The organism is Aliikangiella sp. G2MR2-5 (assembly GCF_015687155.1).
In the GTDB taxonomy this organism is placed as follows: Bacteria; Pseudomonadota; Gammaproteobacteria; order Enterobacterales; family Kangiellaceae; genus Aliikangiella.
Genome location: NZ_JADPQF010000003.1, coordinates 225,482 through 248,045, shown reverse-complemented (window position 1 = coordinate 248,045; position 22,564 = coordinate 225,482). Strand labels below are relative to the sequence as shown.

The window sequence follows — 22,564 nt, the reverse complement described above, 5'->3', positions numbered from 1 at the left end:
TTAACACTTATAAACAAAACTTAACATGCTCTATCGCGTTTACAGCGATGTAAATTTCATCTAACAGCTCTTTCGAGGAGGCGGTAAAACTAACACTCACAGAAACATAGTTACCATTTTTGCTCTGGTTCACCTTGGGAGAATAATCTCCTGGGACAAATCTCTGGATGACGGTGACAATTTCTTCGTCAACGCCAGGCTTATTGTGAGCCATAGCTTTGAAAAGAAACTGGCAGGGGAACTCCCACAGAGCTTCGCTACTCTGCTCATCAGCTCGCTTATCATCACTCATAAATAATCTCTCACTCTATTTCTACTCAACTTCAAACACCCCAACTTCAGTTACCGCAACTTCAGTCACCGAAACCAAGGTGGATTCCTTAAAATCGCTTACTACAAATAACAACGCAGGCATTAGCCTGCGTCCTTGGTACTATCGACATAGACATAGTCAGGCTTTCTCTTGACCTGACAATCTAATGAATAATCACTTTGTCAGTCAAATAACGAATCGAACCATCGACTAACTGAATCGGCAGTTCTGCCAAAAAAGCCCGCCTCTTCAATAGCTTCCAGAGCAACTAGCGGATATTCTGCAACCGTCTCATCACCTAGAACAAAGAATACTTTTCCAGCCCGTTGTCCCCTGTTAATGGGGGCACTTAAATCTTCTTCAACTACAAAGTGTGCTTTTAGCTCACCATTATTATTGGGAATGGTTACATAGATATCTTCGGCAATTCCCAAGGAAACTTGATCTTTTTCTCCCATCCAGATTCTGGGACGAGTAAGCTCTTTGCCCGCCTGGAGTGGTTTAACCGTTTTATAGAAGCGAAATCCATGAGAAAGTATTTTCTTACTTTCTGTTTTTCTCGAGTTTTTACTATCGGTCCCCATTACCACCGAAATTAAACGCATATTGCCTTTCATTGCGGAAGATACAAGACAATATCCAGCTTCTTCAGTATGACCAGTCTTAATACCGTCAACCATCATTGTCGGGTCAGAAAGTAACGGATGTCGATTTGGAGTTTCAATACCATTGTATTTATAGGAACGCTCCTTGTAGAGCTTATACTCTTCCGGAAAGTCCCTGATTAATGCCTGTCCTAACAATGCCATATCGCGAGCCGTTGTTTTATGTGATGTTGCCGACAAACCGTGAGCATTTTCAAACTGAGTATTGACCAGACCCAGCTTCGCAGCATGATGATTCATCAACTCGGTAAATGCACTTTCACTTCCCGCTATATGCTCCGCCAGGGCAACAGCTGCATCATTACCAGATGAAACAATCAACCCTTTAATCAGCTCTTCAACTTTAACTCTCTTCCCAACCTCAAGCCACATCAAAGAACTGCCTTTAAATACCGGGTTTTGGGCATAGGCATTTGCACTGATAAGGACTTCATCATCCAACGAAATTCGACCAGCTTCCAACTCAGCTGAAACGACGTATCCGGTCATCATTTTGGTTAAGCTTGCTGGCGCAACTTGCATATCAGGGTTGTGTTCAGCAATTATTTTACCGCTGTGGAAATCCATCAAAACATAAGATTTTGCGGCCAAACCAGGAGCCTTAGGAACAATCGCCTGAAGACTATAGGTGAAGATCGATAAGATTATTAGTAAGAAATATTTAAAGAAATTTTTTGAACTTCTTAGCATGATTTATCCAGAAAACTTTTTGGTTAAAAGGAGACCAAACGAATTGAGCGCGATTATATCACTCTGACAGGCGTATCGATAGTTATCACCGGGATTTGTGACATCTTTCTATACAATGAAACTATGATGGGATAACTCACCGTTTGCCCAAACAACTCAATTAGAAACACTATTCGTAGACAATTTTTGGTTTACCAAGTTCATCGATGCTCAATGTTGAAACCAACTCTTGAGCAAGCGGTTGAGTCGGTACAGGACCAATTCGGACCCGATAAAGCTTTTTTCCGCCACTTCTGACCGAAGTAATTTTAACTGGTAGACGAATTTCGCGATCAAGAACTTTCGCAAGCTTTTGCGCAGTTTTATGGTTAGAGTAAGCCCCAACCTGAACGTAGCGGACCTTGCCTTCTGGCTCTTCTAATTGCACGAAGGGTGTATTTTGCTTGAAATTAATAGCTTCAATTTGAACATTAGCCGTTCCTTTTTGTGCCATTTCAAGCTTGTGAGCAGCGGCATAGGAGAGGTCAATTATTCTATTCTTGGCAAAAGGGCCACGGTCATTTATTTTGACAATAATTTGCTTGCCATTATCCAGATTAGTAACCCTGGCATAGGTTGGCAATGGCAAAGTTTTATGAGCCGCGGTCATTTTAAACATGTCATAGGACTCACCACTGGAAGTTCGTCGACCATGAAACTTGGTGCCATACCAGCTGGCGACACCCCGCTGGGTAAAGCCATCAGCGGATGCCAGAACATGATAGGTTCTCCCATCCTGCTCATACGAAGCAGGATTACCATAGCGACTTCTAGGCTCATCTTTAGGTGTTACCGCTTTCACTTTTGCCCAATCAAACTTTCCCGGTGGAGCTGCATCTTTCTCTTCCAACCCGATAGTGGCGCAGGCTGATAGAATAATTCCGGCAAAAACGACAAAAGAGCTTCGTAACAAAGTGTGCAAACCAGCTAACATTCGCGGCTCACTTCGTTTGTTTTCATAAGAGTAATGACTGCACTTCAAAATTTAAATCCTGCCTAAAAACACTCTTTATAAATCACGACTTTCTCTTTTCGCTTTAATCAATTGACTAAGCTGATACGCAGCCAAAGCATATAGAGAGCTACGATTATAGCGGGTAATGGTGTAAAAATTGTCTCCGACCAACCAGTATTCTTCGCGCTTGTTATCCGCATCAAAAGCAAAAACCCCTAGATGCTCACTTTGTTTTTCCCAGTCGCTATCAATCAATTTTTTCGACTTTAAACTTGCAACACTATGGCTAAGCTTTAACTCCTGTTGTTTTATTGAAGTTAAAGGGTGAGAGTCTTCAATTTTTTGAGCAACAAAGCCGCCTCTAACCCACCCATGTCGTTTAAAGTAATTGGCCACACTAGCTATCATATCTTCTTTGTCATCGAACAAATTCACATGGCCATCATTATTATAGTCAACACCAAAATTAGTATAGCTACTAGAAATGAACTGCCCCATGCCCATAGCCCCTGCATATGAGCCCTTGATATCCAAAAGCTCCCAGTCTTGCGCTCTGGCGAGTATAAGATATTGCTCTAACTCCTTCAGAAAAAAGCCTGCTCTCTTAGGGTAGTAAAAACCAAGGGTGTGCAATGCTGAAAATACAGAAAAGTCACCTTGTATTCTTCCATAAAAAGTTTCCACTCCAATGATGCCAACGATAATTTCTGGATCAACAGCAAACTGTTTTGCCACTTTGTCTAGCGTATCAGCATTATCGTTCCAAAACTGGACACCTTGTTCGATGCGTTTATCAGTTATAAATATTTTTCGATAGCGGTACCAGGGTAAAGACTCTGCTGGACGAGTTATTCGAGCAATTATTCCCCTATCAGGCTTTAATGAAGATAACTTACTAAATAACTGTTGCTCATCAAATCCGTGCTTTTTCGCCATTTGCTTGCTAAATTTTGCAATCGCCTTTTGTGCGTCATCATTTGAAACAGCTAACGTTATCGCTCGCTCTCCATCTTTGGCGGCAAGCTCATTTGACCATAAATACGCGAAGATACCTAAAACCAGTAATCCCCTGAAAAGTAAGCGCGCTGTTGCAATCATTTATTATCCTTAAGTTTTGTTTTAACCCGGAAGTAGCTTTTTGTGAGTTTGAATTCCCATCAATATTCCAAAAGAAGCCATCAAGGTTACCATTGAGGTTCCTCCATAGCTAACCAGAGGTAAAGGTAACCCAACTACAGGTAAAATTCCGGTAACCATACTAATATTGACAAAAACATAAACAAAAAACGTCAGAGTAATTGCGCCGGCGAGTAGCCTGGTGTAAGTATCCTGTGCTTTTACCGCGATAAAAAAGCCTCGTGCGATAATTCCCAGATATATCGTCAGCAATATAATAATGCCGTAAAAACCGAACTCCTCGCCTAAAACCGCAAATATAAAATCTGTATTTCTTTCTGGCAAAAACTCCAATTGAGACTGAGTACCTTCCAGCCAACCTTTGCCTTTCAGTCCACCTGAACCAATGGCTATTTGAGACTGGATAATATGGTAGCCGCTTCCAAGCGGATCTTTGTCGGGATCTAAAAAAGTAAGTACACGCTGTTTCTGATAGGCCTGCATCACAAAAAACCAGTGTATCGGCGCATAACTAACTATAAGAAAAACAAAGCTGGCTATGATGCGCCAACTCATTCCGGCAAGAAATACAACAAACAGTCCGGAACTGGCGATAAGTATTGACGTTCCCAAATCAGGCTGAATCATGATTAACAAAGTCGGCATTCCAATTAAAAAAGCCGCGCTCAGAAGCTCGGAAAATCTGGGCGGTAGTGAACGTTCCGAGAAGTACCAGGCCAACATCATGGGGACTGCCAGTTTCATTATCTCCGAAGGCTGAAACCTGAAAAAACCGAAGTCAAGCCAGCGCTGAGCACCTTTCCCCTTATCTCCAAACAAAATCACTCCGATTAATAAAAGCACACCAAAGGCGTAAATAAAAGGTGTCCACTTCTGATAAATTCGTGGAGGGATCCAGGCCAGAAAAAACATTGCACCAAAAGCCAGAGTCAGCCGAACAACCTGGCGATTAAGCTGCGCCTGACTTTCTCCTGAAGCACTATAAAGTACCAGCAGTCCAAAACCGATTAGAACAAGTAGACCTGCTATTAAGGGCATATCCACATGCAGCTGCTGAGCGAGACTCTTTCCTCGCCTGTCAGAATTATCCATATCAATCAGCGCCACTAGTTACGTCCCTCAGCAACTTTTCTTTCCAGATTAATGTCAGCTACCTGATTCTTAAAATATTCATCAAATACCGCTCGCGCAATTGGCGCAGCTTCACTTCCACCATGACCCGCATTTTCAACGACCACCGCAATCGCTATTTCTGGAGAGTCAAAAGGTGCATAACCTACATATACTGCATTGTCCCTGAAGCGCTTCTCAATTTTTGACTCGTCGTACTTTTCTTCACCCATAGCTCTCAACTGAACAGTTCCGGTTTTTCCACCCGAAGTAAAAGGAGCTTCTCTAAATGCCTCAAACGCGGTACCTCCCCACTGGGTAACTTTATGCATTGCTTTTTGGACAGCCTTTAGATTGTCTTTATTTGAGAAATCAGCCTGAGTCGAAGCAACTTTTGCAGGTACCCTTAACCAATCTCCATTTGACTGAGTCGCGGTAACCAGGTGCAATTGATAACGGAGGCTGCCCATTCCCAGCTGCCCTATTGCATTGGCTAGCTGTAATGGAGTTGCGACCCAGTAACCTTGCCCAATTCCGGTAATTACCGTTTCACCGGGGAACCAGGGTATTTTTCTTGCACTTCTTTTCCATTCGCGGGATGGCATTATTCCCGGCACCTCTTCCCCCATATCTATTCCGGTGTAATCACCAAAACCGAACTTCTTCATATTGGCCGAAAGTGTGTCGATCCCCATTTTATATGCCAGGTCATAAAAGTAAGGATCACAGGACTTAACGATGGCTGTCAGCAATGCCACCTTTTCACCATGCCCCCCTCTTTTCCAGTCTCGATAAACTCTTTTTTCTTCATTTGGTATTACCCAATAACCGGGATCTGGCACCGTTGTTTTAGTTGTTACCAACTTTTGCTCTAGTCCAATCCAGCCCATATGCGGTTTAATGGTTGAGCCTGGCGAATATAGACCACGCAAAGCGCGATTGAACATAGGTCTATCTTTTGATTCCATCAGAGCCCTGAAGCTGGCAGATGATATGCCGGTAACAAACTCATTCGGGTCGTAACCGGGGTTGCTCACCAGAGCAAGGACTTCTCCATTGCGAGGATCAATCGCAATTACTGAGCCCCGCTCTTCTCCCATTGCTTTTGCGGCAATTTGCTGCAAGCGAATGTCTAGAGACAAACGAATATTCTTACCCGGTATTGGCGGTTTCTCAAATAAAGGTTCACCGATTACTCTTCCCTGAACATCTGTCTCCACTCTGCGAAATCCGATGGTTCCATGAAGCAAGTCCTCGTAATGTTTCTCCAGACCGACTTTACCAATATGGCGGGTCGCCTTATAGTTGGCCTGGTCAATTCGAGCCAATTCTCGATCATTGATACGTCCTACATACCCTAAAGCATGGACAAGTACCTCTCCAAAAGGATAATAGCGAACCAGTCTAGCTTCGACGCTGACCCCGGGATATTGGTAACGAACAACAGAAAAGCGCGCGACTTCTTTTTCGGTTAAGCGGTTTTTAACAGTAATACTCTTAAAGCGTCGCTGTCCTCTTAAATCCTTTAAAAACTTTTCCTGGTGCTTTTCCTCTATAAAACCAGCCCCAAGCAAACGTTCAAGAACCTGGTCAATATCACCTGCTTTCTCAGGAATAATTTCAAGCGAATAGATAGAGCGGTTTTCCGCGAGCAACACCCCGTTGCGATCAAAAATGAGTCCCCGTTTGGGCGCTATGGGTTGAACGCTGATACGGTTATCATTAGACCGGGTCTGAAAATCTTGATGTTTGACTACTTGCAAATACCAGGCTCTGACCACCAATGCGAGCATCATGACAATAACGAATACGAAAGCAACTATACTTCGATTTATCAATAGCTTTCTTTCTTTAAAATGATCCTTGAATGATCGCTTATTTCTAATGTGAGAGCCCGATTTGATCATTGAATTACCACAAGTTACTCTCTGTGATAAGGGTGATTCACCGTTACCGACCAGGCGCGGTAAATCGTTTCTGCCAATATGACTCTCACCAAAGGGTGAGGCAAGGTTAGAGCAGAGAGCGACCATTTCGCGTTGGCGCGGGCGAGACACTCCTCAGATAATCCATCAGGACCACCTACCAAGAGGGCGATATTTGAACCGCCAAGTTGCCATTGTTTGATATTGTCCGCCAACTGTTGGGTGCTCCAGTTTTTACCCTTTACATCCAGAGCGACAACGAAATCAGAAGTCTCAAGCGATCTGAGAATCGCTTGCCCCTCCTTTTCCATCCATTGTGCCGAATTTTGATTCTTGGAACGTTTGGCTGCAGGAATCTCAATAAGTTCCAATGAACAGTCTCGGGGCATCCGTTGAGCGTAGTTGATAAACCCTTTTTCCACCCAGTCGGGCATTTTAGTTCCGACGGCAACCAGTTTTATCTTCATAGCCGCCCCTAAATTATCCGTGTTGATGACAAAGGAGTTGTGGAGAGGTTAAAGCTCAAGCAACTAACTCCAGAGCTTTTCCAGTTGATAGTAATCTCGTGTTTGCGGAAGCATGATGTGGACGATTACGTCGCCTGAGTCGACCAGAATCCACTCAGCCGCATCTTCTCCTTCCACGCCGATTGGAGGTAACTCTTTATCCTTTAGTTCCTTTACCAGTAAGGTAGCAATAGATTTGACATGACGAGTAGAAGTACCGCTACAAATAACCATATAATCAGCGATACTCGACTTTTTGGAAATTTCCAGGATTTTGATATCCTGAGCTTTGATTTCCTCTAGTTGTTCAACGATAAAATCTTTAAGTTGTTCACCTTGCATTTAAAATTCTTCACTCATATAAATGTTTTTGACGGATATATTCTATAACACTCTGCGTCAGCATTGAATCCAGAGGCTTGCCATTTGCAATAGAACACCTGATTTTTGTGGATGATTCCGGAAAATCTTGCATCTTGACGATAAATGCAGCCCCTCTCCGAGTTCTTTCTAGTTGTGAAAACTTATCAACAACATCAAATCCAGCCTTGGCAACCGAACTTTCTGCTTCTTCGGAGCTAAATTCCGGGCGGTTGACCACAATAAGATGACAGAGTGACGCTAATTTGTGCCATTGGTGCCATTGGCACAAACTCTTCGCGCTGTCAGCTCCCATAACAAAAATTCTTGAAACCTTTGGCTCCTCAAGTTGCAGCTCAGCCAAAGTATCCACACTGTAAGAAGGCCCGGGACGTTCACTTTCTCGCTCATCAATCAGCCAGTTTCCACAATCAGTCAGAGCCAGACGCAGCATCGCTACTCTATCAGCAAAAGTAGCACCAGCAGCCGACTTTAATGCAGGAGTTGAGCAGGGAATAATGCGCACAGGGTACTCAGACTTGAGACTTTTGAGTGCTTTGATTATAGCCAGATGTCCACGATGAACCGGATCAAAGGTTCCCCCGAATACAAACTCAGTCAAACCGGTCCTTTTGGTTTCAGCTTTCTGCTTGCTTGACGGGCTCATTCACAACTCTTCTGCAATGACTGATTAGGCATCATATTAATCATCGGACATTGCGTCCGACAGCTCGCGCCCCCTGGCTTGCCTGTTGTCCCCAGATTTTAGTACCACTTAAAATCCATAGACACTGTTCAAGTTCTTGCCAAATATCGCCTTTTTCCTGCCCCTTAACCATTCGGTCCAGATAGGCGCAGCGAACAAGCAAACGTTGCCATATAATTAAAGGCAGTCGCTGCGCTGCGTTGACAATAAGGCGCTTTTTACTATCCCATAGAAAACTTTTCGCCAAAGCCTGCATCGGAGAGCTCCCTCGCTCAGTCGCAACAGCAACCAGATTACATAGCTCAATTTCTCTGGTTAAGTTCACCAAAACAGAGATAGGTACCACCCCCTCCTGCTCGAACTTTCGTAACATCCTTACAGCCCTTTGTCCCTTCCCGGCTAAAGCCTCATCAAGACAGAGGAAGACAGAATATTTCGCATTGTCGGAGACCATTTCTGCCAGCTGTTCGGTTTCAACGGGCTGCTCACCATATAAGAGCTGGAGCTTTTCAAGCATCTGCTTTGCAGCTAGAAGATTGCCTTCAGTTTGTTCCGCTAACATCTGGCTAGCCGCAGGAGAAAGCTTGACCTGCAATTGGGCGGCCCGCTGTCTGACCCACTCAGGAAATTCATATGGCTTGGGCGGCCACAGTTCCTGCACCCGAGCATCCTTTGACAGAGCTTTAAACCACTTAGTGGACTTTTGCCGCTTATCCAGTTTAGGAAGTCTCACCAACAACAAGCTTTCTTGGTTGGCACTCATAGCTAGTTCGACGAGCGCTCCCTGAGCTTCCTTATTCGGAACTTTAATAAATCGAATATCGGTTAACTTTATTTCCGAAAACAATCCCATACTGGAACTCGAAGCCAGTAAATCAGTCCAGTTATATTTGTCCACTACATCGACTATTTCCCGCTGCTCAACACCTATGGATTTAGCCTGGGCAATCAAGCGATCACAAGCCTCCTGCAGCAAGAGCGGATCTTCACTGATGACAATATTGACTGGACAAATATTTCTCGAATTGATTGTGCTCATCCCTATAAAAGATTTAGCTGTGCCAGCAGAGATTCGGCCAGTTGATCGTATAGCCACTCCTGAGCATCCTGATGAGCGACTCGCTTGCTGACCGGATCTCGATAGTCGAATGTATAGGTGGTTGACGCGGAAAGTGACCTGAGCGTGCTATTTTCGATACTTTCTGAAGCAGCCAGCCAATAGTAGCTCAACTCAACAGAGAGAGCGGCCTCGCTAGCGCGCCCGGTCTCATCACGACTTACGCCCCGTTCAAAAAACTCCAATGAGATTACCTGAAGTTGTCGATTAGCCTGGTCACTGGAGCCAACCAGTTGACTACCGTAACTACCGAACTTTTTTTCTAGCAATCGTTTAAATGCAGGATGAACAACATCCGCCTGCACAAAGATCGACTGGTCTTTTAGCTTGGTGCTGCTCCCGCGAAGCTGATAACCGCAACCGAGCAACATACCGGACAAAGCAAACCAGAGAAATAGTCTTAATAGGTTAGGCATCGTCCGGACCCTAGTTAGCAACGATATTGACCAATCGACCAGGAACAACTATGACCTTACGAATAGTCTTGCCTTCAGTAAATCGCGCTACGTTTTCATCCTTCATAGCAATAGCTTCTATATCATCTTTCGATGCATCGGCTGCCACACTGATCTTGCTCCGCACCTTGCCGTTAACCTGCAGAACCACTACAATCTCATCTTTTACTAAAGCAGCTTTGTCTACCTGTGGCCAGGCTTCATCTACAATCAGCTTTTCCTTACCCGCTAATTGCCAAAGTGCCTGCGCCATATGAGGGGTTACTGGCGATAATAAAATAACGGCATGGTCGAGAGCATGTTTAATCACCGCCTGATCTTGCTCGTCTTTTACGGCAAATTTGGTGATGGCGTTGGTCAATTCCATAATTGCGGCAATCGCAGTATTGAAAGAATGTCGGCGTCCATAGTCGTCACTAACTTTCTGAATAGTTTCGTGCGTCTTTCCGTAAAGTGCCTTCTGTTCTTTGTTCAAACTGCTCAATTCGATATTTGCATCGTCACAAAGCGCATGATCAACATAAAGCTTCCAAAGACGCTTTATAAATTTACTTGCGCCATTGACGCCATCTTCACGCCATTCAAGTGACTGTTCCGGTGGCGCGGCGAACATAGTGTAAAGTCTGGCGGTATCTGCACCATACTGGTCAATCAATGCCTGAGGATCGACCCCATTCATTTTTGACTTGGACATCTTTTCCATACCCGCCAGAATAACTTCTTCGCCCGTACTTTTGAGTGTCGCCCGAATAGCTTTACCTTTGCTGTCCTTTTCGACATCCACTTCTTCAATGGTGTGATAGTTCTTGCCGCCTTTGTCGTCTTTAGTAACAAAAGTTTCAGACAACACCATACCTTGAGTCAAAAGCTTTCTAGCTGGCTCGTCAGAGTCAACCAGTCCGGCATCACGCATCAGCTTATGGAAAAAACGGAAATACAGTAAGTGCATTGTTGCATGTTCGATACCTCCGATATATTGATCAACCGGTAACCAGTAATTGGCTTCATCGCTATCGAGCATAGCGTCGTCTGACTCAGGACAGGTATAGCGCGCGTAATACCAGCTCGACTCCATAAAGGTATCAAAGGTATCGGTCTCTCGCTTGCCCTTGACCCCGTCAATAACGACATTCTGAAACTCCGGGTTATCCACTAGTGGAGAATTAGCCCCTTCAAGTTTCAGGTGAGTTGGTAACTCCACAGGAAACTCTTTCGCGGTAATCATCTCGCCGGTTTCCAGCTTAATCATCGGAATAGGTGCTCCCCAGAAGCGCTGACGGGAAACCCCCCAGTCACGCATACGGTAGTTTACCTGCTTTTGGCCCAGCCCTTTACTCTCTAACCAGCTGGCAATACGTTCGAAAGCTTCACTTGAAGTTAACCCGTCAAACTCTCCGGAATTAACCAGTAGCCCCTTTTCGGTAAAAGCTTCTTTACTCAAGTCACACACTACATCACAGTCTTTGGCTGGTTCGATGACTTGTTTAATCTCGATACCATACTTGTGCGCAAACTCCCAATCACGCTGGTCGTGTCCGGGAACGGCCATAACGGCACCTGAACCGTAATCCATCAAAACAAAATTGGCTACCCAGACATCAACCTCATCCCCGGTTACCGGGTGCAATGCTTTAACGCCTGTGGCCATACCTTTCTTTTCCATAGTGGCAATATCAGCTTCTGCAGTTGTCGACTGGTTACATTCCTTGATGAATGCTGCCAGCTCCGGATTATTTTCTGCTGCTTTTTCTGCCACAGGATGTCTCGCCGCCACAGCGACATAGGTGACCCCCATAAGCGTATCAGGGCGGGTGGTATAAATAGATACTGACTCATCGCAGTCCTTTAGCTTAAAAGTCATTTCCAGACCTTCACTGCGTCCAATCCAGTTCCGTTGCTGGGTTTTAACACTATCGGGCCACCCCTCAAGGTCATCAATGCAGTTAAGCAGCTCTTCAGCATAAGCAGTGATACGAATGAACCACTGGTCGATTTCTTTCTTTTCCACCGGGGTATCACAGCGCCAGCAAAGCCCGTCATGCACCTGCTCGTTGGCTAGCACCGTTTCATCATTCGGACACCAGTTGACCGCTGATGTCTTCTTATAAGCTAAATCTTTTTCAACCAGCTTGGTGAAAAACCACTGTTCCCACTTATAGTATTCTGGCTTACAGGTAGTAACTTCACGTTCCCAATCGTAGGCAAACCCCAGACTTTTCAGCTGATTTTTCATATAAGCGATGTTTTCTTCGGTCCAGGCACTCGGCTGTGCCTTGTTTTTGATCGCTGCATTTTCGGCAGGCAAACCAAAAGCATCCCACCCCATCGGTTGCAGCACATTCTTTCCGAGCATTCTCTGGTGGCGAGAAATCACATCCCCGATGGTGTAGTTACGCACATGTCCCATGTGCAGTCGACCACTTGGATAAGGGAGCATTGACAAGCAATAGAACTTTTCTTTGCTGGTATCTTTTATCGCTTTGAAAACCTTGTTTTCATCCCAGATAGACTGAACGCTACTTTCAACTTCCGACGGATTATATTCGTGCTGCATGAATCTATAGATCTCTAAAATGACAAGCCTGCCTCTTTTATATAGGCAGGCAGGTAATTATTGACAAATACTCTCCACAAACTCTCTAGCCAAGCAGGTTGAGGTCGTGGCAATTATTGGCGCAATTTTAACGACTTTCGGGGGTATATTGGAAGGAAAACCTTGAATTAGGGTCATCCGGACTAGTATTTTCCGGCCAAGAGATGACTTTGAACCAGTTAGGGGAGCACAAGTCCTCACTTTTCAACAAACCACTGAACCGCTTCCCCGGTCAAGGTCCAGAAATATTACTTGCTTTAAAGCCTACTGCCGTTGTGATTTGCCTGAATGAAGTATGTCTTAAGATTAGGCCGCTTCAGCAAACCGAAAGTTCCGGGTAAGGGCTACCCGACCGATAACGGCCGGGTTGACGAAAAGGTAAAAAATAGCTACCACTGAATCAGCTTCAGTTGGTTCTCACCTTCGGCAAGGTTCATTTTAATAATCTTGCCATCTTTCGCTACCGTAATCAGGCGAGGGATTCCTGCTGCGGCAAACTTTTTGTATATACTCCGATCCGGATCTGCCGCCAACGGAACTTTAATCCCATTTTTATCACGCCAGGCTTTAACCACCTCTTCTTTTTCTTCACGAGCGATAGCCACTAGCTCAATTGAGTCATCATTCAAAATTGCCGACTGATTCAATGCTTTAAGTGCTCGATTTGAGTCTGAACACCAGGTAGCAAATAAAACCACGAGCTTTTTCTTTTCTGGATTTGCCAGATCGACTTTTTCTCCGTCAATAGTGATCACTGACTCAATTGGCAATGCTTCCCCACTTTTAACAAACTCTTCGTATTTAGGCTTTTGAGATTCCAGTGATATCTTCCCGGATTGAGACGTCACACAGGCATTGAGCAACAAGGACGCAAAAAAAAGCACATAGGGTAAAGTTCTTGAAGGTTTCATCTTGATTCCATCTGTTTGGTTTAAGCGCAATCTTATAAACATCTCGCGCGACAAAGTAAAGTGTCCTGTATAAAAAAACAAATCAAGTTACATATTTAGAGTAATGAATTAAATTCTGCTGAAGTATAGTGCATGCAGTCTAGTCTTCAATATCAATAAATTTAGCAAGCTTTCGGTTATATTGCTTTCCGAAGCGAATAATGGCTTGTATCCGGCGATCTTCCCTGAGCTCTCGGTGAAAAACAAACCAGAGAGAATTATCATTACTTTCTTTGATACAAGGTACCTGAACAAGATTGTCTTTGTGGCAGGCTTTCTCTTCATCCACGGGCCCAATGCCAAACCCATTTTCAATTGCCAGTTGTACATCAAAGAAGCTGTTGCTTTGATACCGAATGGAGTGAGGATTTAGTTGCCGAATTAATCTTTTTACGAAGGACAGATTCCGTTTTTTGCCACTAGGCATCACCCATTGATGCAAGTCGAACTCCTGACGCTTTGCTGGCATCCCAAAGCGCGTCAGATAATCTTTTGACATATAGTATTTAAACTTGATTTCACTAATTTTTATCGCTATCAGGTCTGGCTGATCAGGCTGTTTGCCGGCTCTGATAGAGATATGTGCCTGACCACTTTCCAAGGGAATTATCTCATCACTCACATCGACACTTACTTTTAAGTCGGGAAACGACTCTTGCGTTTTTCTAAGTATTGGGTGAAGAAAAGATGAATATTCCGGCAAAGTTGTAATTCTGACCATTCCGGCAACGGCGGTTGCTTCTGAAACGATTCGAGACTGTAGAGCGTCAAGCTTTTGCTCAATAGCCGGCATATCAACCAGTAAGTGCTTACCACTATCCGTAAGCTTGTATCCACGCTGGTGACGAATAAATAACTTGATACCAAGACTTCGTTCCAGTCGGTCTATTCTTCGCAACAACGTTGAGTAATTGACTCCGATATCTGTTGCTGCCAGTGCTATGGAACCATGAGCAGCGATTCGATATGCCGCTTTGAGATCATCCCAGTTTACATCTTTCATGCCCCCTCCATTTTCGATCTATCAAATATGCACTTATGCATATCTATTATGCATATTTAAGCATTATCTGACTAACAAGTAAAAGTTAGGATCGCCCTTTATATAGCATGGACGCAGAGGGCTCAGTGTTTAGGTCATGAACATCAATCCTGCGACCATAGTACGAATGTATTTATCACATTTCTAAAGAGCACAAACGTTTTTGTGGAAATTAGCCGAGGAAAAACTATGAGACCAAGCATTGCAATTATTGGCGGCGGTATTGCCGGATTAGCATTTGCAATCCATTACAAAAAGCTTGGAGGTCGCGTCGATATATACGAACGCAGTCCGCTATCAGGTCGTGAAGGTTTAGGTTTTATTATGTTGGAAAATGGTATGCGTGCCCTTTCCAAACTGTCGCTTGACCAAGAAGCATCCAAAATAGGTTATTCTCTGGATGCCTGCCATATTATTGATAACACAAATAACTTGCTTACGGATGAGCCTCTTCAAGGAAGTTACGGAGTAACCCGTAAGGCTTTTATCGACTTACTGCTTGCTCAGATACCAGCTGACTGGTTGCATTTTGATCATCAGTTTTCACACTTTGAGTGGTCTGATAATAATAGCGCCAGTTATGCATGCTTTAGCAACGGTAATAAAGTCTCGGCAGATTTCTTCCTGGGTTGTGACGGTGGCCGCTCTGCCGTGAGAAATCAGATATTTCCCAACGCTAAGCGCTCTGAAGTTCGTGTAAAAGAACTCGTCTCAATCGTAGAGAGCGAAGCGCTGGTTAATAGCCTCGGCAGAAGATTCATTAAATTCAAGCAACTTGAGGGTGGACTGGCGGTTGGGATGGTTCCTGCTGACGATAAGCGTGTGATCTGGTTTGTACAATATGATTGCCAACGATTCGATATTGAAAACCTGAGTTTTGAAGGAAAAAAAGCGTTTGCTGAAAAGCTTGTTAATCACTGGCCAGCACCTATCAGTTCACTTATCGAAAATACAAATTTCGATCTGTCTCATATATGGCAAACTTGCTATCTACTGCCACTAGAAAAATTCCACAAAAACAATGTCGTTCTTCTGGGCGATGCTGCTCATGCTCTCTTACCCTTTACCAGTCAGGGTGTGAACTCGGCAATTGAAGATGCGATAGAGCTTTGCCGAGTTTTTGACAAAGCACAAGAAGGTTACACCGCTATCGGTCTTGAACATTATTCCGCTATGCGTCGAAGTATTGTGAATCAGTATCTGGATCAGGGGATCGCATTGCAGGAAGAGTTTCTTCAGGCCCATCATGCAGAACAGAAAATTCCTTTTGCTTTTTAAACAAAGGTCGACCTCAAATTTGAATTATGACGGATAGAAAAATGTCGAACTCTCTATTTAGTAACGAGCAGGTTCCTCTGGAACTATTGAAACAAAGAGCATTCAATTTTCGCTGGGCGGAAACGGAAAAAGAAATTATCCCTTTGACAGCAGCCGATCCTGATTTTGCGGTGGCTACAGAAATCAGAGACGCTATCAGTAATTATGCTCAAAGTGGTGTCTATTCGTATGGTCCTCATCAAGGGCTACCGCAGTTTAAACAAACCCTTTCAGATGCTTTTGCACTACGCAAAGACTATCGAATTGATCCGCAAAATATTCTGCCAATTGATAGCGCTGCGAGCGGAATGTATTCGATCGCGCGGGCTATTTTATCTCCTGGCGACGAAGCGATTATTTTTGATCCGGTAGATTTTTTGTTTGAGCAATCTGTCTCAGCGGCAGGAGCAAAAGTCGTTCGCTGTCCTTATGACAAGGCAACAGGCGAATTTCGTCTCGACCTGCTTCCTAATCTGGTTTCAGAGAAAACGAAATTGATCGGTGTCTGTAACCCTCATAATCCTCTTGGACGTTTAATTAGCAGAAACGAGTTGGAAACCATCGCCCATTTTGCTAACGAGAATGACCTCTGGATAATGAATGATGAGATTTGGTCCGACATTGTCTTTCCGGAAAAGCCATTTCAAAGCTTCCATCATCTACCTCCGGAGCTTACTAAAAATGTAATCACCGTTTACGGTTTCTCTAAAGCATTTGGGCTTGCAGGATTAAGAGTAGGTGCTGTAATAGCACCGAATAATGAGGTTTATCAAAAAATAGTCGATGCCGCCTATGTTATGACTACGGCTGGTGGAGTATCCACGCTTTCGCAAATCGCAGCTATTTGTGCGTTGGAAAAGTGCTGGTACTGGGTCGATGAATTTAAAAATCACCTGACAAGATTGCGAGACTACGCAGTTGAGCGACTCAATCAGTTTCCAGGTGTCACTTGTTCTGTACCTGAGGCGACCTATTTGCTTTTCCCCAACATCGAAGCAACTGGACTGGATGCGGAAGCAGTAGTAGAGAAACTACTCGAAAACAAAGTCGCCGTTGTTCCGGGAAATGAACGCTTCTTTGGTCCAGGCGCGAAAGGCCATATCCGCATTTGCTTTGCGACCAGTTTTGAAATTTTGGCCGCTGGTCTGGATCGAATGGAACAGGCTTTCAAGGAAATTGATAATAACTCAAAATCAGGCGCGGAGTGATTTATATGGAAAGCTGCGATCAACAAAACGGCTGCGCGATTCCATCAATAAATAGCTCGACAGATGGATTCAGGATAGATGGACTTGAGACAGATGCTACCCAGCCCCGGAAAATAAATGTAATTTTTGTCACCGACCCGATTTGTTCTCATTGTTGGGCCATAGAACCGGTCTGGCGTCGATTAACATTAAACTATGAAATTAATGTTCGATATATCCATGGAGGCTTACTACCGGGCTGGAAAAACTTCGGTGATCCCGGCAATGGCATAAGCAAACCTGAAGATGTTATTCCTCACTGGCAACAAGTGGCGGCTCATTATGGTCAGCCAATAGATCCATCGGTTTGGATAAATGATCCGATTGATAACTCTTATGTTCTCTGTCAGGCAGCGATTACCGTCAGACAGTTGCGTCCCGAACTGGAATCGGTTTTTGTCAGGCTTATGCGCGAACAAATATTTTTATTTGGAAAAAACCCGTCAAAAATCGAACTACTGACTCGATTAGTGAGTGATCTGGGGCTAAATACAGAATTATTTTTCGAGACTCTTGATAGCCAGAACTTAAAACACACTTTTTCTCTTGAGCAAGCTGAAATGGTTCGCCTTGGCGCCAAAGGCTTTCCTTCTTTGCTATTTCTTGGCGACTCAATTAGTTCTTTGTCCGGGTCTCGTAGCTATTTGCAGTTAGAAGCAGCAATTGCTTCAATGGGAAGCAGGAAGCCAGCCAGAAAAAATCTAAGTAACATCGAAAAGCTAGCCGCGTTCAATAGTTGGACCAGTCAGGAAGCTAGTGAAGTTTTTCAACTCAGTATATCGGAAGTAGAGTCTTTTTTAGCGACCCAAGGGCTCGAGCCTGTGAAAGTCAATGGCGGTGTGAATAGTGGAAACACAGTCTGGTTCGAACATAATAAAAGTGTAAAAACATAAGCCTATACTGTCTCAAGAAAATTAAGAATTGGGTTCGTTGCCCGACTTGAAGCTACCTCCTGCCTCCTAACGGTGGTAGCTTCTTTTTTATGTTTGATGTAAAACAACCTGATTAACCGGACAGTTTCTACCCTTGGCTCGACTAGCAGCGGCCTAGACGAGAACCGGTAGAGCGAGATGATTTGCAAGTTCTGCGCCTCTTTGATAAATCTTCCTGTACATTCTTTGATTCTGACTCAGATTTTGATTCTGACTCAGATTGCACAGCAACTTTGGTTTGTTCAACCGGGCTTGAAGCGCATGCGGACAGTAAAATCCCACTAAATATCCCAATAAAGATAATTTTCAATTTCATAATGTTTCCCCTTAAATTGTTTTACTAATTTTTCTAAAGAGAAGACGATATACGAAAACAATCGTACAACACAATAGTAAATATGTACACTTTGTCCAGCAGTCATGAAATGAAAATTATTTGGCTATGATTTTTACTTCTCTTTGCGGGAAAGGAATATCTATCTGTTCCGCTTTCAGCGCATCCCAAATTGATTTGTTCAGGGAAAAGCGGGCTGCATTTAGCTGGTTGGATGCGACCCATACTCTGACTTCAAAATTGACGCTACTATCGCCAAAACTGCTTATTCCAACTTGAGGATCATTTTTGCAATCAAAGAAAGAATTATCCTGAATTGCGCCAAGTAATATCTGAGTGACTTTGTCCATATTGCTCGCATAAGACACTCCCACTTCGAGTTCAATCAGCGAGTTTTCCTGAGAGTTATGAATAATTTCACCGATGATGTGCTTATTGGGAATAGTTATTTCGACATCGTCTTCTGTCACGATAATAGTATGAGCCAGAAGAATATCCTTAACAATGCCACTCACTCCCTGCACACTAATCGTATCCCCGACGATAAATGGTCGTGTAAGTACAATATTTAAACCTGCGCCATAATTTGAAAGAAGCCCCTGAACGGCAAGTCCTGCTCCGAGGGAAATTGCGCCTATAGCAGCGATTAGGGGCGTAATGCTTATCCCGAGCTTATTCAAGCAGATAATCGCAACCATCACCACAATTGTTATTTTGACAATATTACTGATAAAGCGAGAGAGAGTTACGTCGATACCTTTTTTAATACATAATTTGTTCACTCCGTTTGAAACCTTTTTGGCAATAAGCATCCCGATAATTAGTATCAGCAAAGCGCCTATCAACTGAAAACTGTAGTTAACAAAAAAATTAGCGATGGTATCGTAGATAACCTGTAACTGAGCGATTTCCTGTTTGATTTCTTTTTCCATTTTTCTCTGGCCTGTTAAGTCGTTTGGCACAATAATAGCCCAGCTTTTATGTGCCGACCAGTATAAGGATTGGATCAAGAGGCAGGTTAACTACATTCTACCTGGTGATGGTAACAAAGTTGATACTGCAATCAGGATCGAATAAGGGGTAATTTTAAAATTGCAACTAACTAAGATGAGTGAATAAAAATATCAGTAAATAATTAACTGGGCATGTATAGGATGCATCACCGGTTAACTAATGGTAATGCATCCTAAAATTTCTCTTTATAACGCGGGATTAGTTTTCGGCATTTTCAAAAACAATGTATCCCACTTGTTCTGTTGTATGATTTCGCTCGCTATCCTTCATACGATCTTCATCAATTCCCAAAGTCAGTCTGTCAGCATTAATCTCACCAAGTAAAACAGCCCAGCCGCCATTTCCGCCATCCATAGCCGCTTGTGAGCAAACCGCTGACTTGGGATTTGTCAAACCAGACAGTGAATAATTGTATAGACCATTTTGTACTCCTCGAATAGTGTCGCCACCAAGCCTGGCAATGTAATTCAAGCCATTAACACTACCAGCTCCTTGCTCGAAAACAACATAGCCTATGGTTTCATCCTGGCGTTGAATATCAGGATCTTCACCGACATGTTTACCAACATTTAAGAAAGAAGCGTTAGCCGCTGCTCCCCGGCTAGCGCCGTAAGACCAGAAAACAGAAAATGCGGGATCATTTGCGGTCATAACCTGCCCCAGTACCACAGGTGCCTGATAATTATTTTGGTAACTCCTCGCTTCACCACTCCAAAAAGATTTAGAGTCGGTAACAGAAGAAGTAAATTTGACCGCCTCCATTTTTAGACCATCATTCTCTACCGTATAAACGCCTTCTTCGACCACGAAATAATGAACGTCGCCAAACACTTCTGCACTCAAGCCATCGGTCCGATCTAATTTAATTTCGAACTGATTGCCTTCTGAATTTCGAATTCTAACAACCATGGGTACAGAATTCTGATCATACTGAGGCGTAGCCACAACCACCATAGACTGATAATGATGAGGCAGTGTAACTGTTGTCCACTCGCTACTGCTTACATTGGAGAGAAAATCAGTTGTCAATTTTGGGCCTTTTACTTCTTTTGGCATATCCGTTTTAGACAAGAAATTCTGATGTCCAGCGTAAATAGTTCCTCCAAGATAATAAGGTCTTAGCGCATACTGAACAAATTGTCCGTCATCAGAAACATCCAACCCTATACCACGACCATAAGAAAACGATTCAGCCGCTTGCTCTGTTTTTGAAATGACTTTAACCTGGCCCGACTGCATATCTTTAAGATAAATTCCATCCCCAGAATTACTCGCTCCACGCAACAACTCATAAGCGACAAATCGACCGCTTTCAGAAAGTGATGGTGTCACACATTTGATGTTACTCTCACCCGCACTCACCAGAATATTATTCCCTGACTGCAAGTCTCTGATATAACAATCGAACCCGTTATTACTATCCGCGTTATCAATATCAGCCGTTGTAGAAAATGCTATAAATCGGCCATCACCAGAGAGCGAGCCCCCATAGGTGTATTCAGTAGGAAATTCAGTTCCATCGTTGTTTAGATTAACCCGGGCAGTCTTACCTTCAACACGATCATGTACAAACAAATCATTTTTAGAAAGAGTCGGACTATTATTGTCGTCTATCACCAAGTTATCTGATTTTGATAGAAATGAAACATAACGTCCGTCCGAAGAAATATCAGCGCCTTCGCTATTGCCATTTCCCTGCACTCCCTGTGAATTTTTACTGATAAGCTCAGTTACTCCTGTGTCAAGATCATGCAAAAAGATATCACTGTTGTAGGAGTTATTGTCAGCGCCAGGTAATAGCTCAGTGGCGCTTGAGCGAAATACTATTTTACGTCCATCATTCGAAATCCTTGGACTCCAGCTGCTACCGCTAGCCTGTACGCCATCGCTGGTTACACTCACTAAACTTGTTTTTCCTGTTTGCGTATCATGAAGATATATGTCGCTGCTCCCACCATTTAAGTCCGAGGGTATTATATTGCTGGCTCCGGACTGGAAAACCACATATCGACCGTCTGCAGAGATATCAATACCGATGCCGTTAACAATACGACCGCTCCAACCATTAGCATCACCGCCATCCCAGGCATTACTGATTTTTCTCACTTCTCCGGTTAGCGTGTCGTGCCAGAATACATCGATAAAGTTATTGTTATCATTTGAAACCAGTCCACTGCGCTCTGATACAAAGACGGCAAAGCGACCATCGGCTGACAAGGCGGCGCCGGAACTTTCTCCGGTTCCACTGTTTAACTCTTGTAAAGGATCCAGAGGTAAAACAGAGCCAAACTGAAAACCATCAATAATACCGTCAGAGTCTGAGTCCCTGTTTAGTTGGTTGGTACCAAACTCACTGGCTTCATTATCAGAAAGACCATCATTGTCGGTATCATAATCCAGCGCACTGGTACCATTCATTTCTTCATCGCCATCAAGAATCGAATCATCATCTGTGTCCGGGTCTTGCGGAAATGACCCCAATAAATATTCTTCTAAATTATTGAGCCCATCAAAATCAGCATCTAGCGAAGCGTCACTCGCATCAGCTGGATTCAAACTATTAAAATATTCCCAGCCATCAGGTAGTTGGTCACCATCACTATCGGGTTTTGTCGGATCAATATTAAGACTGACTTCCATACCATCATCGAGCTCATCACTGTCACTATCAAAGTTGTTCGGATCCGTTCCCAAGCCATACTCAGTTAAGTTGCTCAAGGTATCCCAATCCAGATCAGTACTGGCATCGGAAGGGTCCATAGGATTAAGGCCGTTGACTAGCTCCCACTCATCCGGCATACCATCATTGTCTTGATCGCCTTCAATCGCCATAACATTCGTGGTAGTTAATATTATTGAACTACAAAATAGCGCCTTATAAATTGCCCTGCGTATGCGCGTTGTTTTTCCATTACGAACCTTTAAAACCATGTAGGAACTCCTTCTTCTCATTCCACTAAATATAATTTTTTGTATCGGCAAGATACTCATGTTGAATGCAAAAAGCCTTTAACAGTGACTCACTATATTAAATACTTACAAAAACTGAGCGACCATTTTTTTTATTACACCGAAATAAAATCTAAATTCAATCTATTGCAGTCCCTATAACAAAACTAAAATAAGAAAGACTAGATATTAATAAGAGCTTCAATGC

Annotated in this window: 19 protein-coding genes; 3 read left to right on the top strand and 16 right to left on the bottom strand. The window is 43.6% G+C overall.

Translation table 11 applies throughout. The features are described from left to right. Positions 1 to 7: 7 nt before the first annotated feature. The 14 genes from IYN84_RS11510 to IYN84_RS11445 form a co-directional block, all read right to left on the bottom strand. Entirely contained in the window at positions 8 to 292 is a 285-nt protein-coding gene (locus tag IYN84_RS11510; protein WP_196139362.1) for a YbeD family protein, read from the bottom strand. A gap of 203 nt (positions 293 to 495) precedes the next feature. Further along, the gene (locus tag IYN84_RS11505) at positions 496 to 1,668 is read right to left on the bottom strand and encodes a D-alanyl-D-alanine carboxypeptidase family protein (protein ID WP_196139361.1); all 1,173 of its coding nucleotides are present in this window, start codon (positions 1,666 to 1,668) and stop codon (positions 496 to 498) included. 169 nt (positions 1,669 to 1,837) lie between these two features. After that, entirely contained in the window at positions 1,838 to 2,689 is an 852-nt protein-coding gene (locus tag IYN84_RS21565) for a septal ring lytic transglycosylase RlpA family protein (protein ID WP_196139360.1), read from the bottom strand. A 27-nt stretch (positions 2,690 to 2,716) separates the two neighbouring features. After that, the gene (gene mltB / locus IYN84_RS11495; RefSeq protein ID WP_196139359.1) at positions 2,717 to 3,760 is read right to left on the bottom strand and encodes a lytic murein transglycosylase B; all 1,044 of its coding nucleotides are present in this window, start codon (positions 3,758 to 3,760) and stop codon (positions 2,717 to 2,719) included. A 21-nt stretch (positions 3,761 to 3,781) separates the two neighbouring features. Next, positions 3,782 to 4,906 (bottom strand): rod shape-determining protein RodA, encoded by a 1,125-nt coding sequence (gene rodA, locus IYN84_RS11490; RefSeq protein WP_371734860.1) that lies wholly within the window; start codon positions 4,904 to 4,906, stop codon positions 3,782 to 3,784. Then, positions 4,906 to 6,747: a penicillin-binding protein 2 gene (mrdA, locus tag IYN84_RS11485; protein ID WP_210330422.1), complete on the bottom strand. Its 1,842-nt coding sequence runs from the start codon at positions 6,745 to 6,747 to the stop codon at positions 4,906 to 4,908. The genes rodA and mrdA overlap by 1 nt, the downstream gene beginning before the upstream one ends. Before the next feature lie 83 nt (positions 6,748 to 6,830). Beyond that, positions 6,831 to 7,301 carry a 23S rRNA (pseudouridine(1915)-N(3))-methyltransferase RlmH gene (gene rlmH, locus IYN84_RS11480; protein WP_196139357.1) on the bottom strand — a complete coding sequence of 157 codons (471 nt, stop codon included), beginning with the start codon at positions 7,299 to 7,301 and terminating at the stop codon, positions 6,831 to 6,833. Positions 7,302 to 7,364: 63 nt separating this feature from the next. Next, positions 7,365 to 7,682, bottom strand: a complete 318-nt coding sequence (gene rsfS / locus IYN84_RS11475) for a ribosome silencing factor (RefSeq protein ID WP_196139356.1) — start codon at positions 7,680 to 7,682, stop codon at positions 7,365 to 7,367. A 10-nt stretch (positions 7,683 to 7,692) separates the two neighbouring features. Beyond that, entirely contained in the window at positions 7,693 to 8,367 is a 675-nt protein-coding gene (gene nadD, locus IYN84_RS11470) for a nicotinate (nicotinamide) nucleotide adenylyltransferase (protein WP_196139355.1), read from the bottom strand. 40 nt (positions 8,368 to 8,407) lie between these two features. Then, positions 8,408 to 9,502 (bottom strand): DNA polymerase III subunit delta, encoded by a 1,095-nt coding sequence (holA, locus tag IYN84_RS11465; protein WP_196139354.1) that lies wholly within the window; start codon positions 9,500 to 9,502, stop codon positions 8,408 to 8,410. Then, positions 9,448 to 9,939 carry a hypothetical protein gene (locus IYN84_RS11460; RefSeq protein ID WP_196139353.1) on the bottom strand — a complete coding sequence of 164 codons (492 nt, stop codon included), beginning with the start codon at positions 9,937 to 9,939 and terminating at the stop codon, positions 9,448 to 9,450. The genes holA and IYN84_RS11460 overlap by 55 nt, the downstream gene beginning before the upstream one ends. Positions 9,940 to 9,949: 10 nt before the next feature. After that, positions 9,950 to 12,532, bottom strand: a complete 2,583-nt coding sequence (gene leuS / locus IYN84_RS11455; protein ID WP_196139352.1) for a leucine--tRNA ligase — start codon at positions 12,530 to 12,532, stop codon at positions 9,950 to 9,952. A 428-nt stretch (positions 12,533 to 12,960) separates the two neighbouring features. After that, positions 12,961 to 13,482: a TlpA disulfide reductase family protein gene (locus IYN84_RS11450; RefSeq protein WP_196139351.1), complete on the bottom strand. Its 522-nt coding sequence runs from the start codon at positions 13,480 to 13,482 to the stop codon at positions 12,961 to 12,963. A 139-nt stretch (positions 13,483 to 13,621) separates the two neighbouring features. Continuing rightward, positions 13,622 to 14,524 (bottom strand): LysR family transcriptional regulator, encoded by a 903-nt coding sequence (locus IYN84_RS11445; protein ID WP_196139350.1) that lies wholly within the window; start codon positions 14,522 to 14,524, stop codon positions 13,622 to 13,624. Positions 14,525 to 14,752: 228 nt separating this feature from the next. Between IYN84_RS11445 and IYN84_RS11440 the strand changes: the two genes are divergently transcribed. From IYN84_RS11440 to IYN84_RS11430, 3 genes are read left to right on the top strand one after another with little or no spacing between them, the layout of a single operon-like run. Next, positions 14,753 to 15,841: an NAD(P)/FAD-dependent oxidoreductase gene (locus IYN84_RS11440; RefSeq protein WP_196139349.1), complete on the top strand. Its 1,089-nt coding sequence runs from the start codon at positions 14,753 to 14,755 to the stop codon at positions 15,839 to 15,841. Between the two features lie 41 nt (positions 15,842 to 15,882). After that, positions 15,883 to 17,088 (top strand): pyridoxal phosphate-dependent aminotransferase, encoded by a 1,206-nt coding sequence (locus IYN84_RS11435; RefSeq protein WP_196139348.1) that lies wholly within the window; start codon positions 15,883 to 15,885, stop codon positions 17,086 to 17,088. Positions 17,089 to 17,093: 5 nt separating this feature from the next. Next, positions 17,094 to 18,020: a DsbA family protein gene (locus IYN84_RS11430; protein ID WP_196139347.1), complete on the top strand. Its 927-nt coding sequence runs from the start codon at positions 17,094 to 17,096 to the stop codon at positions 18,018 to 18,020. A 471-nt stretch (positions 18,021 to 18,491) separates the two neighbouring features. Here the strand turns inward: IYN84_RS11430 and IYN84_RS11420 are convergent, their stop codons facing one another. Together IYN84_RS11420 and IYN84_RS11415 are read right to left on the bottom strand one after the other, a co-directional pair. After that, on the bottom strand, positions 18,492 to 19,325 hold the full coding sequence (locus IYN84_RS11420) for a mechanosensitive ion channel family protein (protein ID WP_196139654.1): 834 nt from the start codon (positions 19,323 to 19,325) through the stop codon (positions 18,492 to 18,494). Positions 19,326 to 19,605: 280 nt separating this feature from the next. Next, positions 19,606 to 22,338: a PD40 domain-containing protein gene (locus IYN84_RS11415; protein WP_196139345.1), complete on the bottom strand. Its 2,733-nt coding sequence runs from the start codon at positions 22,336 to 22,338 to the stop codon at positions 19,606 to 19,608. Between the last annotated feature and the right edge of the window lie 226 nt (positions 22,339 to 22,564).

Coding starts and splice junctions, on each gene's coding strand:
- IYN84_RS11450 (WP_196139351.1), bottom strand. CDS start 13,482: ATGAAACCTTCAAGAACTTTACCCTATGTGCTTTTTTTTGCGTCCTTG.
- IYN84_RS11440 (WP_196139349.1), top strand. CDS start 14,753: ATGAGACCAAGCATTGCAATTATTGGCGGCGGTATTGCCGGATTAGCA.
- IYN84_RS11445 (WP_196139350.1), bottom strand. CDS start 14,524: ATGAAAGATGTAAACTGGGATGATCTCAAAGCGGCATATCGAATCGCT.
- IYN84_RS11430 (WP_196139347.1), top strand. CDS start 17,094: ATGGAAAGCTGCGATCAACAAAACGGCTGCGCGATTCCATCAATAAAT.
- IYN84_RS11415 (WP_196139345.1), bottom strand. CDS start 22,338: ATGGTTTTAAAGGTTCGTAATGGAAAAACAACGCGCATACGCAGGGCA.
- nadD (WP_196139355.1), bottom strand. CDS start 8,367: ATGAGCCCGTCAAGCAAGCAGAAAGCTGAAACCAAAAGGACCGGTTTG.
- mltB (WP_196139359.1), bottom strand. CDS start 3,760: ATGATTGCAACAGCGCGCTTACTTTTCAGGGGATTACTGGTTTTAGGT.
- IYN84_RS11510 (WP_196139362.1), bottom strand. CDS start 292: ATGAGTGATGATAAGCGAGCTGATGAGCAGAGTAGCGAAGCTCTGTGG.
- IYN84_RS11435 (WP_196139348.1), top strand. CDS start 15,883: ATGTCGAACTCTCTATTTAGTAACGAGCAGGTTCCTCTGGAACTATTG.
- rsfS (WP_196139356.1), bottom strand. CDS start 7,682: ATGCAAGGTGAACAACTTAAAGATTTTATCGTTGAACAACTAGAGGAA.
- leuS (WP_196139352.1), bottom strand. CDS start 12,532: ATGCAGCACGAATATAATCCGTCGGAAGTTGAAAGTAGCGTTCAGTCT.
- IYN84_RS11420 (WP_196139654.1), bottom strand. CDS start 19,325: ATGGAAAAAGAAATCAAACAGGAAATCGCTCAGTTACAGGTTATCTAC.
- rlmH (WP_196139357.1), bottom strand. CDS start 7,301: ATGAAGATAAAACTGGTTGCCGTCGGAACTAAAATGCCCGACTGGGTG.
- IYN84_RS11460 (WP_196139353.1), bottom strand. CDS start 9,939: ATGCCTAACCTATTAAGACTATTTCTCTGGTTTGCTTTGTCCGGTATG.
- IYN84_RS11505 (WP_196139361.1), bottom strand. CDS start 1,668: ATGCTAAGAAGTTCAAAAAATTTCTTTAAATATTTCTTACTAATAATC.